General features: G+C 73.3%; 15 protein-coding genes, 4 tRNA genes and 1 pseudogene. 7 read left to right on the top strand and 13 right to left on the bottom strand.

Annotation, left to right across the window (positions count from 1 at the left end):
* Window positions 1-64: 64 nt before the first annotated feature.
* Window positions 65-137, bottom strand: a tRNA-Trp gene (locus tag C0216_RS02785).
* Window positions 138-329: 192 nt separating this feature from the next.
* Between C0216_RS02785 and C0216_RS02780 the strand changes: the two genes are divergently transcribed.
* Window positions 330-1,556, top strand: a complete 1,227-nt coding sequence (locus C0216_RS02780; RefSeq protein WP_114053714.1) for a pyridoxal phosphate-dependent aminotransferase — start codon at window positions 330-332, stop codon at window positions 1,554-1,556.
* Between the two features lie 300 nt (window positions 1,557-1,856).
* The gene (locus C0216_RS02775) at window positions 1,857-2,876 is read left to right on the top strand and encodes an adenosine deaminase (protein WP_114053713.1); all 1,020 of its coding nucleotides are present in this window, start codon (window positions 1,857-1,859) and stop codon (window positions 2,874-2,876) included.
* A gap of 35 nt (window positions 2,877-2,911) precedes the next feature.
* On the opposite strand, the gene C0216_RS02770 is transcribed toward C0216_RS02775, so the two are convergent.
* The 7 genes and pseudogenes from C0216_RS02770 to C0216_RS02740 form a co-directional block, all read right to left on the bottom strand.
* Window positions 2,912-3,334 carry a hypothetical protein gene (locus tag C0216_RS02770; RefSeq protein WP_114053712.1) on the bottom strand — a complete coding sequence of 141 codons (423 nt, stop codon included), beginning with the start codon at window positions 3,332-3,334 and terminating at the stop codon, window positions 2,912-2,914.
* Window positions 3,335-3,352: 18 nt separating this feature from the next.
* Window positions 3,353-4,426: pseudogene (locus C0216_RS02765) on the bottom strand (UDP-N-acetylmuramate dehydrogenase); the annotation flags it as partial.
* Between the two features lie 69 nt (window positions 4,427-4,495).
* A complete protein-coding gene (locus C0216_RS02760) occupies window positions 4,496-4,924 on the bottom strand; it encodes a MaoC family dehydratase (protein ID WP_114053710.1) in 429 nt (142 codons plus the stop codon).
* Between the two features lie 2 nt (window positions 4,925-4,926).
* Complete coding sequence (locus C0216_RS02755) at window positions 4,927-5,379, bottom strand: MaoC family dehydratase N-terminal domain-containing protein (RefSeq protein ID WP_114053709.1); 453 nt, start codon at window positions 5,377-5,379, stop codon at window positions 4,927-4,929.
* Window positions 5,380-5,493: 114 nt separating this feature from the next.
* Window positions 5,494-5,658, bottom strand: a complete 165-nt coding sequence (gene rpmG, locus C0216_RS02750; RefSeq protein ID WP_003956487.1) for a 50S ribosomal protein L33 — start codon at window positions 5,656-5,658, stop codon at window positions 5,494-5,496.
* 89 nt (window positions 5,659-5,747) lie between these two features.
* A tRNA-Met gene (locus C0216_RS02745) sits at window positions 5,748-5,820 on the bottom strand.
* Between the two features lie 48 nt (window positions 5,821-5,868).
* Window positions 5,869-5,941: transfer RNA gene (locus C0216_RS02740), tRNA-Thr, on the bottom strand.
* Window positions 5,942-6,235: 294 nt separating this feature from the next.
* Here C0216_RS02740 and C0216_RS02735 point away from each other — a divergent pair.
* Entirely contained in the window at window positions 6,236-7,603 is a 1,368-nt protein-coding gene (locus C0216_RS02735) for a hydrolase (protein WP_174250336.1), read from the top strand.
* A 54-nt stretch (window positions 7,604-7,657) separates the two neighbouring features.
* Window positions 7,658-8,314 (top strand): SDR family oxidoreductase, encoded by a 657-nt coding sequence (locus C0216_RS02730; protein WP_114053707.1) that lies wholly within the window; start codon window positions 7,658-7,660, stop codon window positions 8,312-8,314.
* A gap of 28 nt (window positions 8,315-8,342) precedes the next feature.
* Here C0216_RS02730 and C0216_RS02725 read toward each other — a convergent pair whose 3' ends face one another.
* Window positions 8,343-8,783: a DUF3574 domain-containing protein gene (locus C0216_RS02725; protein WP_114053706.1), complete on the bottom strand. Its 441-nt coding sequence runs from the start codon at window positions 8,781-8,783 to the stop codon at window positions 8,343-8,345.
* A 29-nt stretch (window positions 8,784-8,812) separates the two neighbouring features.
* Between C0216_RS02725 and C0216_RS02720 the strand changes: the two genes are divergently transcribed.
* Entirely contained in the window at window positions 8,813-9,145 is a 333-nt protein-coding gene (locus C0216_RS02720) for a hypothetical protein (RefSeq protein ID WP_216827051.1), read from the top strand.
* Window positions 9,146-9,154: 9 nt separating this feature from the next.
* Complete coding sequence (locus C0216_RS33315) at window positions 9,155-9,310, top strand: hypothetical protein (protein WP_162793106.1); 156 nt, start codon at window positions 9,155-9,157, stop codon at window positions 9,308-9,310.
* A 69-nt stretch (window positions 9,311-9,379) separates the two neighbouring features.
* Here the strand turns inward: C0216_RS33315 and C0216_RS02715 are convergent.
* Window positions 9,380-9,461 (bottom strand) — tRNA-Tyr (locus C0216_RS02715).
* A 202-nt stretch (window positions 9,462-9,663) separates the two neighbouring features.
* On the opposite strand from C0216_RS02715, the gene C0216_RS02710 reads away from it, so the two are divergent.
* The gene (locus tag C0216_RS02710; protein ID WP_114053705.1) at window positions 9,664-10,152 is read left to right on the top strand and encodes a YajQ family cyclic di-GMP-binding protein; all 489 of its coding nucleotides are present in this window, start codon (window positions 9,664-9,666) and stop codon (window positions 10,150-10,152) included.
* A gap of 121 nt (window positions 10,153-10,273) precedes the next feature.
* Here C0216_RS02710 and C0216_RS02705 read toward each other — a convergent pair whose 3' ends face one another.
* From C0216_RS02705 to htpX, 3 genes are read right to left on the bottom strand one after another with little or no spacing between them, the layout of a single operon-like run.
* Window positions 10,274-11,281 carry a glycosyltransferase family 2 protein gene (locus tag C0216_RS02705; protein WP_281277901.1) on the bottom strand — a complete coding sequence of 336 codons (1,008 nt, stop codon included), beginning with the start codon at window positions 11,279-11,281 and terminating at the stop codon, window positions 10,274-10,276.
* 51 nt (window positions 11,282-11,332) lie between these two features.
* The gene (locus tag C0216_RS02700; protein ID WP_114053704.1) at window positions 11,333-11,725 is read right to left on the bottom strand and encodes a YccF domain-containing protein; all 393 of its coding nucleotides are present in this window, start codon (window positions 11,723-11,725) and stop codon (window positions 11,333-11,335) included.
* A complete protein-coding gene (gene htpX / locus C0216_RS02695; protein WP_114053703.1) occupies window positions 11,722-12,585 on the bottom strand; it encodes a zinc metalloprotease HtpX in 864 nt (287 codons plus the stop codon). The genes C0216_RS02700 and htpX overlap by 4 nt, the downstream gene beginning before the upstream one ends.
* Window positions 12,586-12,686: the final 101 nt, after the last annotated feature.

Raw genomic sequence — 12,686 nt, 5'->3', positions numbered from 1 at the left:
GTTGCGCCGCACGGCGTTGCATCGAAGTACGTACCTGCGCACACATCCGAGAAGGAGTGTGGAGCAGGGCCGGAGGGACTCGAACCCCCAACCGCTGGTTTTGGAGACCAGTGCTCTACCAATTGAGCTACGACCCTTTGTGCACCCCAACCTACCGCATCCGGGCGAGTGCACGGAGTGCTCACGCTCTGGAGTGGTCGGCGAGGTCCAACGACAGGTGAGTGTACGTGCTCGAGGCCCTGACGTCGAACAGAGCGCGTGATCCGGCTGGTCGGTCCGATGTCCGGAACGGTGTGCCGCCGCCGCGGGCGGTCTGGGACGATGGCCGCATGACCTCTGCAACGCCTTCCTCCGAGCGCCGCGTGTCCGCCCGTATCGGCGCCATCTCCGAGTCCGCCACCCTCGCCGTCGACGCCAAGGCCAAGGCCCTGAAGGCCGCCGGGCGCCCGGTCATCGGCTTCGGCGCGGGCGAGCCCGACTTCCCGACTCCGGACTACATCGTCGAGGCGGCGGTCGAGGCCTGCCGCGACCCGAAGTTCCACCGCTACACGCCGGCCGGCGGTCTGCCCGAGCTGAAGAAGGCCATCGCCGAGAAGACGCTGCGCGACTCCGGCTACGAGGTCGACGCCGCGCAGGTGCTGGTCACCAACGGCGGCAAGCAGGCCATCTACAACGCCTTCGCCGCGATCCTCGACCCGGGTGACGAGGTCATCGTCCCGGCCCCGTACTGGACCACGTACCCGGAGTCCATCCGCCTGGCCGGCGGCGTCCCGGTCGAGGTCGTCGCCGACGAGACCACCGGCTACCGGGTCTCGGTCGAGCAGCTGGAGGCGGCCCGCACCGAGCGCACCAAGGTCCTCCTCTTCGTCTCCCCCTCGAACCCGACGGGCGCGGTCTACAGCGAGGAGGACGCGAAGGCGATCGGCGAGTGGGCCGCCGAGCACGGCCTGTGGGTGCTGACGGACGAGATCTACGAGCACCTGGTCTACGGCGACGCGAAGTTCACCTCGCTGCCCGTCCTGGTCCCGGCGCTGCGCGACAAGTGCATCATCGTCAACGGCGTCGCGAAGACGTACGCGATGACCGGCTGGCGCGTGGGCTGGGTCATCGGCCCGCAGGACGTGGTCAAGGCCGCGACGAACCTCCAGTCGCACGCCACCTCGAACGTCTCCAACGTGGCGCAGGTCGCCGCCATCGCCGCCGTCTCGGGCAGCCTGGACGCGGTCGCGGAGATGCGGAAGGCCTTCGACCGCCGCCGCCAGACGATGGTCCGGATGCTGAACGAGATCGACGGCGTGTTCTGCCCGGTCCCCGAGGGCGCCTTCTACGCGTACCCGTCGGTCAAGGAGCTGCTCGGCAAGGAGATCCGCGGCAAGCGCCCGCAGACCTCCGTCGAGCTGGCCGCGCTGATCCTGGACGAGGCCGAGGTCGCGGTCGTCCCGGGCGAGGCCTTCGGCACGCCCGGCTACCTGCGCCTGTCGTACGCCCTGGGCGACGAGGACCTGGTCGAGGGCGTGTCCCGGATCCAGAAGCTGCTGGCCGAGGCCAAGGCCTGACCCACGCTCCGGAGCGGCGCCGACCCCGTGGGGACGGCGCCGCTCCGTCGTTTTCCGGAGCCCCGATCCAGCCCCGCCGGCGTTTGAGGCGCGGGGTCCGGGGCGGAGCCCCGTGCGGGGTCCGGGGCGGAGCCCCGTGCGGGGTCCGGGGCCGCAGGCCCCGGTTTCGGGAAGGGGCGGGGTGGGGCCCGGCTCCGCGCAGCGGCCCACCCACCGCCATCGGCCCCGATCCCGCGTTCGGACGGGACCCCGATCGGGAAAACCCTCCCGCCGGGCGCCGCGGTACGGCAGGATCACCAGATGGAGCACGTACGCGATCTGACGCTTCTGCCGAAAGCCCATCTGCACCTGCACTTCACGGGGTCCATGCGGCCGTCGACCCTGCTGGAGCTCGCCGACAAGTACGGCGTGCGCCTCCCGGACGCCCTGACCGCCGGGGAGCCCCCGAAACTCCGCGCCACCGACGAGCGCGGCTGGTTCCGCTTCCAGCGGCTGTACGACGCCGCCCGCTCGTGCCTGCGCCGGCCGGAGGACATCCGGCGGCTGGTGCGGGAGGCCGCGGAGGAGGACGTCCGCGACGGGGCCGGCTGGCTGGAGATCCAGGTCGACCCGACCTCGTACGCCCCGCACCTGGGCGGGCTGATCCCGGCGGTGGAGGTGATCCTCGACGCGGTCGAGTCGGCCTCGCGGGACACGGGGCTCGGGATCCGCGTCCTGCTCGCCGCGAACCGCATGAAGCACCCCCTCGACGCCCGCACGCTGGCCCGCCTCGCCGTCCGGTACGCCGACCGGGGGATCGTCGGCTTCGGGCTGTCCAACGACGAGCGCCGCGGCATGGCCCGCGACTTCGACCGGGCGTTCGCGATCGCCCGGGAGGGCGGTCTGCTGGCCGCGCCGCACGGCGGCGAGCTGACGGGCCCGGCGTCGGTGCGGGACTGCCTGGACGATCTGCACGCCGCGCGGATCGGGCACGGGGTGCGGGCCGCCGAGGATCCGGCGCTGCTGCGGCGGCTGGCGGACGCGGGGGTGACGTGCGAGGTGTGCCCCGCGTCGAACGTGGCGCTCGGGGTGTACGAGCGTCCGGAGGACGTGCCGCTGCGGACGCTGTTCGACGCGGGGGTGCCGATGGCGCTGGGCGCGGACGACCCGCTGCTGTTCGGGTCGCGGCTGGCCGCGCAGTACGAGATCGCCCGCCGGCACCACGGGTTCACGGACGCGGAGCTGGCGGAGCTGGCGCGCCAGTCGGTGCGGGGGTCGGCCGCGCCGCAGGAGGTGCAGGACAAGCTGCTGGCGGGGATCGACCACTGGCTGGCGGGGTAGCGGGCGCGGCGGTGCGGGGGCGCCCCGGGCCGGGGTCAGCGGGCGCGGGTGAGGCGGAGGTCGCCGTGCCAGCAGTCGGCGCGGACGCGGGCGCCGTCGTCGAAGGAGAGCTCCAGGCGGGCGCGGCCGGCGCCAGGCGCGGCGAATTCGGCGACGCCGGCGACGTTGGCGCCGACGTGGGGCAGGAGGGCGTGGTCGCCGAGGTCCTCGCCGACGTCGATGCGGCCCCACTCCCCCATGTCGTACGGCTCGTGGGGGGCGGCGGACTCGACGATGAGGCACCGGTCGGAGCCGGTGCTGATGCGGGTGGAGTCGCCTTCGCTGTCGATCAGCCAGACGTCGAGGGGGGCCTCGGAGCGCTCCCCCTCGCAGACGTGCCAGGACGCGACGATCCGGCGGATCGTGCGTCCCACGAGGCGGGCGGGGTCCGTTCCGGCCCCGTGCAGTGGGCAGTGCATGGCGGCGCCGGGGCTCCTTCAGAGGCTGACGCCGACCGTCACCGGCTCGTTGACGAGGGTGACGCCGAAGGCCTCGCGGACGCCGGCGACGACCTCGCGGGCGAGGGCGAGGAGGTCCTCGGTGGTGGCCTCGCCGCGGTTGGTCAGGGCGAGGGTGTGCTTGGTGGAGATGCGGGCGGGGCCGGTGCCGTAGCCCTTGGTGAAGCCGGCCTTGTCGATCAGCCAGGCGGCGCTGGTCTTGGTGCGGCCGTCGCCGGCGGGGTAGGCGGGCGGGACGGTGCCGGTGCCGAGGCGGGCCTCGACGCGGGCGAGGAAGGCGGCGAAGGCCTCGTCCCCGAGGATCGGGTTGTGGAAGAAGGAGCCTGCGGACCAGGTGTCGTGGTCGTCGGGGTCGAGGACCATGCCCTTGCCGGCGCGCAGCCGCAGGACGGTCTCGCGGGCGGCGGCGGCCGGGACGCGGTCGCCGGCCTCGACGCCGAGGGCGCGGGCGGTCTCCGGGTACTTGATCGGCGCGGACATGCCGCCGGCGTCCTCCAGGGCGAAGCGGACGCGCAGGACGACGTACCGGTCGGGGTCGTGCTTGAAGAGGCTGTCGCGGTAGGCGAAGGCGCATTCGGCGGCGGTGAGGGTGACCGTCTCGCGCCGGACGCGGTCGTAGGCGACGACCTCGGTGATGGTGTCGCAGACCTCCTGGCCGTACGCGCCGACGTTCTGGATCGGGGTCGCGCCGGCGGAGCCGGGGATTCCGGCGAGGCATTCGATGCCGGCGAGGCCGGCTTCGACGGTGCGGGCGACGGCGTCGGACCAGTTCTCGCCGGCGGCGAGCTCCAGGCGGCTGCCGTCGAGGTGGAAGCCGGTGGTGGCGATGCGCAGGGCGGTGCCGTCGAAGCCGCGGTCGCCGATGACCAGGTTGCTGCCGCCGCCGATGACGAGGAGCGGGGTGCCGCTCTCGTCCGCGGCGCGGACGGTCTCGACCACTTCGGCGTCGGTGGTCGCGGTGACCAGCCGGGTGGCGGGGCCGCCGAGGCGGAAGGTGGTCAGGGGGGCGAGGGGGGCGTCGTGGAGTTCCTGCACGGGGACAAGAGTACGGTCCGTGCCCTCCGCATCCCTGCGGGGCCACGGACCGTACGGGTGCCGGTGCCGGTGCCGTGTGGCGGCCGGTCAGGCGAGGGCGACGACGGCGCGGGAGCGGCCGAGGACCTTCTGGCCGGCGGCGGTGGCGACGAGGTCGACGCGGACCTGGTTGCCGTCGAGCTTGGCGGCCACCTTGGCGGTGACGTCGATCACGGCGCCGGTGCCGTCGTCGGGGACGACGACCGGGTTGGTGAAGCGGACGCCGTACTCGACGACGGCGCCGGGGTCGCCGGCCCAGTCGGTGACGACGCGGATCGCCTGCGCCATGGTGAACATGCCGTGGGCGATGACGTCCGGGAGGCCGACCTCCTTGGCGAACCTCTCGTTCCAGTGGATCGGGTTGAAGTCGCCGGAGGCGCCGGCGTACTGCACGAGGGTGGCGCGGGTCACGGGGAAGGACGCGGCGGGCAGCTCGGTGCCGACCTCGACGTCGTCGTACTTGATCTGCGCGGTCATCGTCAGGCCTCCTCGGGGGCGCGGGAGACGAGCTTCGTCCACGCCGTCACCACGTGCTCGCCGGTCTCGTCGTGGACCTCGCCGCGGATGTCGATGATGTCGTTGCCGGCCATGGTCCTCACGGCCTCGATGGTGGAGGTCACCGAGAGGCGGTCGCCGGCGCGGACGGGGCGGGTGTAGGCGAACTTCTGGTCGCCGTGGACGACGCGGCTGTAGTCGAGGCCGAGCTGCGGGTCGGCGACGACCTGCCCGGCGGCGGCGAAGGTGATCGCGAACACGAAGGTCGGCGGGGCGATCACGTCCGGGTACCCGGCGGCCTTGGCGGCCTCGGGGTCGGTGTAGACGGGATGGGCGTCCCCGACAGCCACCGCGAATTCGCGGATCTTCTCCCGGCCGACCTCGTAGGGATCGGTGGGCGGGTAGCTCCGCCCGACGAAGGACTGGTCGAGCGCCATGGCTCCCTACCTCCTGCTTGGACAAGTGGAAATGATCGCGGAAACGACACGAGGCCGCCCCCCTTTGCAGGGGACGACCTCATGACGTTGCCTGAATCGGAGACTTCGCCAGTGTCAGCGGGTCTCGCGGTGCGCCGTGTGCGAGTTGCAGCGCGGGCAGTGCTTCTTCATCTCAAGACGGTCCGGGTTGTTGCGCCGGTTCTTCTTGGTGATGTAGTTCCGCTCCTTGCACTCCACGCAGGCCAGCGTGATCTTCGGGCGGACGTCGGTGGCAGCCACGTGAGTGCTCCTTGACGGACTAATGGACGGATCGAACGCATAAAAGAGTAGCCGATCGGGAGACCGACCCCGCAATCGGCTACTGTGGGTAGCGGCGACCGGACTTGAACCGGTGACACAGCGATTATGAGCCGCTTGCTCTACCGACTGAGCTACGCCGCTTTGATGTGATCGGCTCCCCGCCCTAAGGCGGGGGGCCTCTCTCACCAGAGCCCCAATGCGGAATCGAACCGCAGACCTTCTCCTTACCATGGAGACGCTCTACCGACTGAGCTATTGGGGCGAGCGAGGAAGACATTACACGGTTGCCCGCCGATCGCCCAAATCCATTGCCGGGGCCCGCCCGCGGGGCCCCTCCGGGGCCTTCCGGACCGGGCCGCGACCGGGCGCGCGGGGCCCCGGGAAGGGCCCCGCGGAGGGCGTCACGGGCTGCCGCGGCGAGCGGGCACGGCGGTACGACTATTGCGCTCCTCCGCGATGCCGGCAGCCCCGCACCCTAGGCTCGCCGGAACGCGTGATCTTGGGCCGCGGGCCGAGCCGACCGGTCCGGGACCGCCCCGAGCCCCGCAGGAGCGCGATGTCCGACAGCCAGCCGCCGCAGCCGCCCCCGTCCCCCCGCAACGGCCGCGGCGACGGCGGCGGCCGGGCCCCGCGGCCCCCCGGCGGCGCACCCTCCCCCGGCGCCCCCCAGGGCCGGGGCCCCGGCCCGGCGCACCCGCCCGGCCCCGCGGCGGCGGCCGCCGCCGAGTCCGCCGCCCTGCTGCTGGCCGGCGCCCGCCTCGCCGACGGCCGCCTGGTCGACGTACGGCTCGGCGGCGGCCGCGTCCAGGCCGTCGGGGCGGCGGGCAGCATGCCCTCCGGCGCCTCGGCCCGCGTCGACCTCACCGGCTGGCTGCTGCTGCCCGCCCCGGCCGAACCGCACGCCCACGGGGACACCGCCCTGACCGCCGACTGCGCCGGGCCCGTCTCCTACGCCCCCGACGAGGTGCAGCGCCGGGCCACCGAGGCCGCCCTGCTCCAGCTCGGCCACGGCGCCACCGCCGTCCGCTCCCACGTCCGGATCGGCGGCGCGCACGGCCTCGGCCCGCTGGAGGCCGTCCTCCAGGCCCGCCGCTCCCTCCGCGGCCTCACCGACCTGACCGCCGCCGCCGTGCCCCGGCTGCTCACCGGCACGGCCGGCGCGGACGGCCGCGCCATGCTCCGGGACGCCGTCCGCATGGGCGCCTCGGTCGTCGGCGGCTGCCCCGACCTCGACCCGGACCCCGCGGGCCACCTCGAAGCCGTCCTGGGCCTCGCCTCCGAGCACGGCTGCCCCGTGGACCTGCACACCGACGGCGGCGACCCGGACCGCCTCGCCCGGATCGCCGCGATGGCCCGCGGGCTGCGCCCCGGCGTGGTGATCGGCCCCTGCGGCGGGCTGTCGCGGCTGCCGCTGGAGGCGGCGCACCGGGCCGCCGACCAGCTGGCCGAGGCAGGCGTACGGGTGATCTGCCTGCCGCAGGGCGACTGCGCGGCCCTGGAGCGGCGCGGCCTGCGCACCGCGCCGGTGCGGCTGCTGCGGGCCGCCGGGGTGCGGGTCGCGGCCGGCAGCGGGGCGCTGCGCGACACCGGGAACCCGGTCGGCCGCGGCGACCCCCTGGAGGCCGCCTACCTGCTGGCGTCGCAGGGCGGGCTGCGGCCCGCGGAGGCGTACGAGGCGGTCGGCTCCGCCGCCCGGGAGGCGATGGGCCTGCCGGAGGTGCGGGTGGAGCCGGGGGCTCCGGCGGAGCTGCTCGCGGTGCGCGGGGACCGGATCGCCGGGGTGCTGTCGCTGGCGTACAGCCGGATCGTGGTGCACCGCGGGCGCGTGGTGGCCCGTACGAGCGCCGTGCGGGAGTACTGCGACTCGGCGGTCGCGGTGGCCCTCGACCTTCCCCGGCAGGGCCGGATGGAGCCGGGCCCCTGAGCGGGCGGCGGCCGTGCGCGGGCGGGCGGGCCCGGGTCGTCGTACGGTCGCCTCATGCGCATCGTCATCGCGGGTGGACACGGTCGGATCGCGCTGCGGCTGGAGCGGCTGCTCGCCGCGCGCGGGTACGGGGTCGCGGGCATCGTCCGCGACCGCACGCAGGAGGACGACCTGCGCGAGGCGGGCGCGGAACCGGTGCTCTGCGACCTGGAGTCGGCCACCGTCGACCACGTGGCGGGCATCCTGGCGGGCGCGGACGCCGCCGTCTTCGCGGCCGGCGCCGGGCCTGGCAGCGGGGCCGCCCGCAAGGACACCGTGGACCGGGGCGCGGCGGTCCTCTTCGCGGACGCGGCGGAACGGGCCGGTGTGCGCCGCTTCCTGATGGTCTCTTCGATGGGCGCGGACGCCCGCCACGAGGGCGGCGAGGTGTTCGACGCCTACCTGCGGGCGAAGGGCGAGGCGGACGACCACCTGCGCACCCGCCTCGGCCTGGAGTGGACGGTGCTGCGGCCCGGCTCGCTGCTGGACGAGCCGGGGACCGGGCTGGTGGACCTGGAGGCCTCGACGGGCCCCGGGGCGGTGCCCCGGGACGACGTGGCGGCGGTGCTGGCGGAACTGGTGGAGACGCCGGCGACGGCGGGCCTGACGCTGGAGCTGGTCTCCGGCCCGGTGCCGGTGCCGGTGGCGGTGAAGGCGGTGGCGGGCAACTGAGGCCGCGTCCGGACCGCCTGAGGCCGCCTCAGAAGTCGGCGGTCACCTTGTCGTCGGACCGCCCGACGGAGTCCTGCGCGAACTGCTGCTCGTAGGCGGAGCGGATCCGCTCGATGCGGACGCTGCGGACGCCGGCGTCCTTCTCCGGGTACAGCAGGACGACCTCGTAGGACTGCTCCCGGATCATGGCGCCGTCGCCGGCGCGCCAGCGGCCGACGCCGTCGAGCACCGTCAGCCCCTCCGGGAACGCGGGGGTGATCTCCCGGTCCAGGAACCGGGTGAACTCCTGCTCGGTGACGGGCGGCAGGCCGCCGGGGCGGTCCGTACCGAAGTACAGGCGCGTCTCCCGGTACGGCTCCGGCTCCGGCCCGTCCAGGGCCGCTCCTACGATGGCGGGGATGCCTGCGCCGATGAGGGCGGCGAGCACGCCGCCTCCGACCTTTCCGCGGGTGTCTGAGATCCACTTCACGCAGGGTGAACGAACAGGGGACGGGGACGATGCGGCGCTTGCGGGGCTCCGACGTCGAACGGGCGGCGGCCGGAATGCTGTCGGCCCTGTCACCGCACGGCGGCAGGGACTGGACGGTCCGGGCGGGTTCACTCGAATGGTCGTGCTGGACGACGGCGGCGCACGTCGCGCACGACCTGTTCGCGTACGCGGCCCAGGTCGCCGACCTGTCGGCCCTGGTGCTGGCCCGCCTCTTCCCGGACGCCCCGGCGGCGGGTCCGCGCCCCGACGCCCTGCTGTGGTCGGCGGGCCGCGCAGCCCTCCCGGACCGCCCGCGCCGCACGACCTGGTCCTGGCAGGCGGCCCTGCCCCAGGACGGCTAGGCGGAGTCCATGACGGCCTCGACGATGTTCGAGATCCAGTGCCTGATCCGGTGCCACCGGCTGCAGAACCGCTTCGGCCTGCGCCGCCCGCCGTCGACCAGCGGCTTCCCGCACCGTCGGCACAGCCCCGCCCTGTACGTCCTCCCACCCATGCCCCGACACTAACGCGCCACCCGGGGAACGCAGAACGGCCCCTGATCGCGTTTCCGCAGATCAGGGGCCGTTCCTCCAGTGTGGCGGCGCCAGGATTCGAACCTGGGTAGGCTAAGCCGACGGATTTACAGTCCGCTCCCATTGGCCACTCGGGCACACCGCCATGGGATGTCGCCTTCCGAGACCGCTTTGCGGCGGTGCTCCCTGGCAACGACGTAAACAATACCCGATGCTCCGGGGTGCTCCGCCACCGGATTGATCAGCGCTTGCGCCATCTGCGGTGGCTAGGCTTTGCGGAGCGGGCCGGGCATGGCCGGCCGCGGCCCTCCGGGGCACCGACAGCCGACTTCAAGGAGCCACAGCACATGGCCGACTCCAGTTTCGACATCGTCTCGAAGGTCGAGCGGCAGGAGGTCGACAACGCCCTCAACCAGGCCGCCAAGGAACTCTCGCAGCGCTACGACTTCAAGGGCACCGGTGCGAGCATCGCCTGGTCGGGCGAGAAGATCCTGATGGAGGCGAACTCCGAGGACCGCGTGAAGGCCGTCCTGGACGTGTTCGAGACCAAGCTGGTCAAGCGCGGCATCTCGCTGAAGGCGCTCGACGCCGGTGAGCCGCAGCTGTCCGGCAAGGAGTACAAGATCTTCGCTTCGATCCAGGAGGGCATCTCCCAGGAGAACGCCAAGAAGGTGGCGAAGATGATCCGCGACGAGGGCCCGAAGGGCGTCAAGGCGCAGGTGCAGGGCGACGAGCTGCGCGTCAGCTCCAAGAGCCGCGACGACCTGCAGGCCGTCCAGGCGCTGCTCAAGGGCAAGGACCTGGACTTCGCCATCCAGTTCGTGAACTACCGCTGAGCCGGGTGGCCCCCGGCCCGGAAGGCGCCTCCCGCCGTCGCCGACGGCCGGGGGGCGTTCTGGTGTGCACCGGGGGCGGCCGGCCTGCGGGGCGTGGGCGGCGGGCCGTGGTGCGGGGGCGTCAGGCGCCGTCCGGACGGCCGGGCTCCCGGTCTTCCGCGCGGCCGGCGTCGGCCTCGGCTGCGGCGTCGGCCGAGTCGTAGCCGACGAAGTACGTGGGGCGGCGCTGGACGGCGGTGTAGATGCGGCCGATGTACTCGCCGAGCAGGCCGACGCAGATCAGCTGGACGCCGCCGAGGAACAGCATCGCGACGAACAGCGAGGTCCAGCCGGGCACGGTCCGGCCCAGCAGGAACACCACCAGGCTGGCGCAGATCAGCAGGAGGCAGGCGACGAAGCTGACCGCGCCGAGCCAGGTCGCGATGCGCAGCGGGGCGGCGGAGAAGTTGGTGATGCCGTCCGCGGCGAGGCGGATCATCTTGCTCAGCGGGTACTTGGTCTCGCCCGCGACGCGCTCGCCGCGCCGGTAGGTGACCTGGCCGCTGGGGAAGCCGAGCCAGGGGACGAGGAGCCGGTAGACCTGGTGCTGGTCGGGCAGGGCCTTGAGGGCCTCGACGGCCTCGCGGCTGAGCAGCCGGAAGTCCCCGGCCTGTGCGGGCACCTGTTTGCCGACGAGGCGCCGCATCAGCCAGTAGTAGGCGCCGGCGGTGCGGCGTTTGAAGCCGGTGTCGGTGCTGCGGTCGGAGCGGACGCCGTAGACGATGTCGAGGTTCTCGGCGCGGGCGAGGTCCAGCATCTCCGGGACCTTCTCGGGCGGGTCCTGGAGGTCGGCGTCGAGGCTGGCCACGTAGGCGCCGCGGGAGCGGTGCAGTCCGGCGCGGAGGGCGGCCTGGTGGCCTGAGTTGCCGCGGAGCCGGATGATCCGCAGCTCGGGCCAGTCGGCGCGGTGCTTCTCCAGGAGTTCCGCGGTGCCGTCGGTGCTGCCGTCGTCGACGGCGAGGACCTCGTAGGGGGCGCCGGTGCCGTCGAGGACCGGGCGGAGCCGGGCGACGAGGGCGGGGAGGGCCTCCTCCTCGTTGTACATCGGCACGATGACCGACAGGGTCGTGCCCGTGCGCGCTGCCGACACTGGTTCTTCCTGACCGTGGGTTGCTTCGGTACCGGGGCGCCTGCGGGCCGCCTATCGGGAGGCGAACGGGGCGTCGGTGGGGACGATCTCGCGGCCCAGCGGGAGCAGGGAGAGCGGGACCATCTTGAAGTTCGCGATGCCGAACGGGATGCCGATGATCGTGAGGCACAGCGCGATGCCGGTCGCGATGTGGCCCAGGGCCAGCCACCAGCCGGCGAGGACGAGCCACAGCACGTTGCCGACGCAGGACGGGGCTCCGGCGTCGCGCCTCTCGACCGTGGTGTACCCGAAGGGCCACAGGGCGTAGACGGCGATGCGGAAGGCGGCTATGCCGAAGGGGATGCCGATGATCGTGATGCACAGGAGCACGCCCGCGAGGCAGTAGCCCAGGAACAGCCAGACGCCGCTGAGGACGAGCCAGATGACGTTGAGGATGGTCTTCACTGTCTGCGGCCTGCCATCTGTTCGAGCCGGGCGATGCGCTCGGCCATCGGGGGGTGGGTGGAGAACATCTTAGAAAGGCCCTGGCCTGGGCGGAACGGGTTGGCGATCATCATGTGGCTCGCCGTCTCCAGCCGGGGCTCGGGGGGCAGCGGGAGCTGCTTGGTGCCGGCGTCCAGCTTGCGCAGGGCGCCGGCGAGGGCGAGGGGGTCGCCGGTGAGCTGGGCTCCGGAGGCGTCCGCCTCGTACTCGCGGGAGCGGCTGATGGCGAGCTGGATGACGGAGGCGGCGAGCGGGCCCAGGATCATGACCAGCAGCATGCCGAAGAGGCCGGGGCCCTCGTCGTCGCTGGACCGGCCGACCGGGATCAGCCAGGCGAAGTTCACCAGGAACATGATCACGGAGGCGAGCGCTCCGGCGACGGACGAGATCAGGATGTCGCGGTTGTAGACGTGGCTGAGCTCGTGTCCGATCACGCCGCGCAGCTCGCGCTCGTCGAGTATGCGCAGGATGCCGTCGGTGACGCAGACGGCGGCGTTGCGCGGGTTGCGGCCGGTGGCGAAGGCGTTCGGCGCGGCGGTCGGCGAGATGTAGAGCCGGGGCATGGGCTGGCGCGCGGAGGTGGAGAGCTCGCGCACGATCCGGTAGAGGGCGGGGGCCTCGAACTCGCTGACGGGGCGGGCGCGCATCGCGCGTAGAGCCAGCTTGTCGCTGTTCCAGTACGCGTACGCGTTCGTCGCGAGGGCGACCAGGACGGCGATGATCAGGCCGCCCCGGCCGAAGAGGCTTCCGATGACGATGATGAGTGCGGACAGCCCGCCGAGGAGTACGGCGGTCTTCAGCCCGTTGTGCCGGCGGTGCACGGTACGCCCTCCAAGTGGTGCGGCGGGGAACCTCGCGGGGGTCCACGGTCCAGTGGACCCTCCCTTCCAGGTCAACGCGAGGTGGGGGCGCGTGGTTCCCG

The sequence above is a fragment of the Streptomyces globosus genome (genome assembly GCF_003325375.1).
Lineage (GTDB): Bacteria > Actinomycetota > Actinomycetes > Streptomycetales > Streptomycetaceae > Streptomyces > Streptomyces globosus_A.
The sequence above is the reverse complement of the archived record's forward strand: the minus strand, read 5'-3'. Positions and strand labels throughout refer to the sequence as shown.

Bases quoted from the DNA above. Each gene is read 5' to 3' on its own strand.
- C0216_RS02720 (WP_216827051.1), top strand. From the start codon at position 8,813: ATGCGGCGCTTGCGGGGCTCCGACGTCGAACGGGCGGCGGCCGGAATG.
- C0216_RS02735 (WP_174250336.1), top strand. From the start codon at position 6,236: ATGTCCGACAGCCAGCCGCCGCAGCCGCCCCCGTCCCCCCGCAACGGC.
- C0216_RS02760 (WP_114053710.1), bottom strand. From the start codon at position 4,924: ATGACCGCGCAGATCAAGTACGACGACGTCGAGGTCGGCACCGAGCTG.
- C0216_RS02755 (WP_114053709.1), bottom strand. From the start codon at position 5,379: ATGGCGCTCGACCAGTCCTTCGTCGGGCGGAGCTACCCGCCCACCGAT.
- C0216_RS02770 (WP_114053712.1), bottom strand. From the start codon at position 3,334: ATGCACTGCCCACTGCACGGGGCCGGAACGGACCCCGCCCGCCTCGTG.
- C0216_RS02710 (WP_114053705.1), top strand. From the start codon at position 9,664: ATGGCCGACTCCAGTTTCGACATCGTCTCGAAGGTCGAGCGGCAGGAG.
- C0216_RS02730 (WP_114053707.1), top strand. From the start codon at position 7,658: ATGCGCATCGTCATCGCGGGTGGACACGGTCGGATCGCGCTGCGGCTG.
- C0216_RS02775 (WP_114053713.1), top strand. From the start codon at position 1,857: ATGGAGCACGTACGCGATCTGACGCTTCTGCCGAAAGCCCATCTGCAC.
- C0216_RS33315 (WP_162793106.1), top strand. From the start codon at position 9,155: ATGACGGCCTCGACGATGTTCGAGATCCAGTGCCTGATCCGGTGCCAC.
- C0216_RS02780 (WP_114053714.1), top strand. From the start codon at position 330: ATGACCTCTGCAACGCCTTCCTCCGAGCGCCGCGTGTCCGCCCGTATC.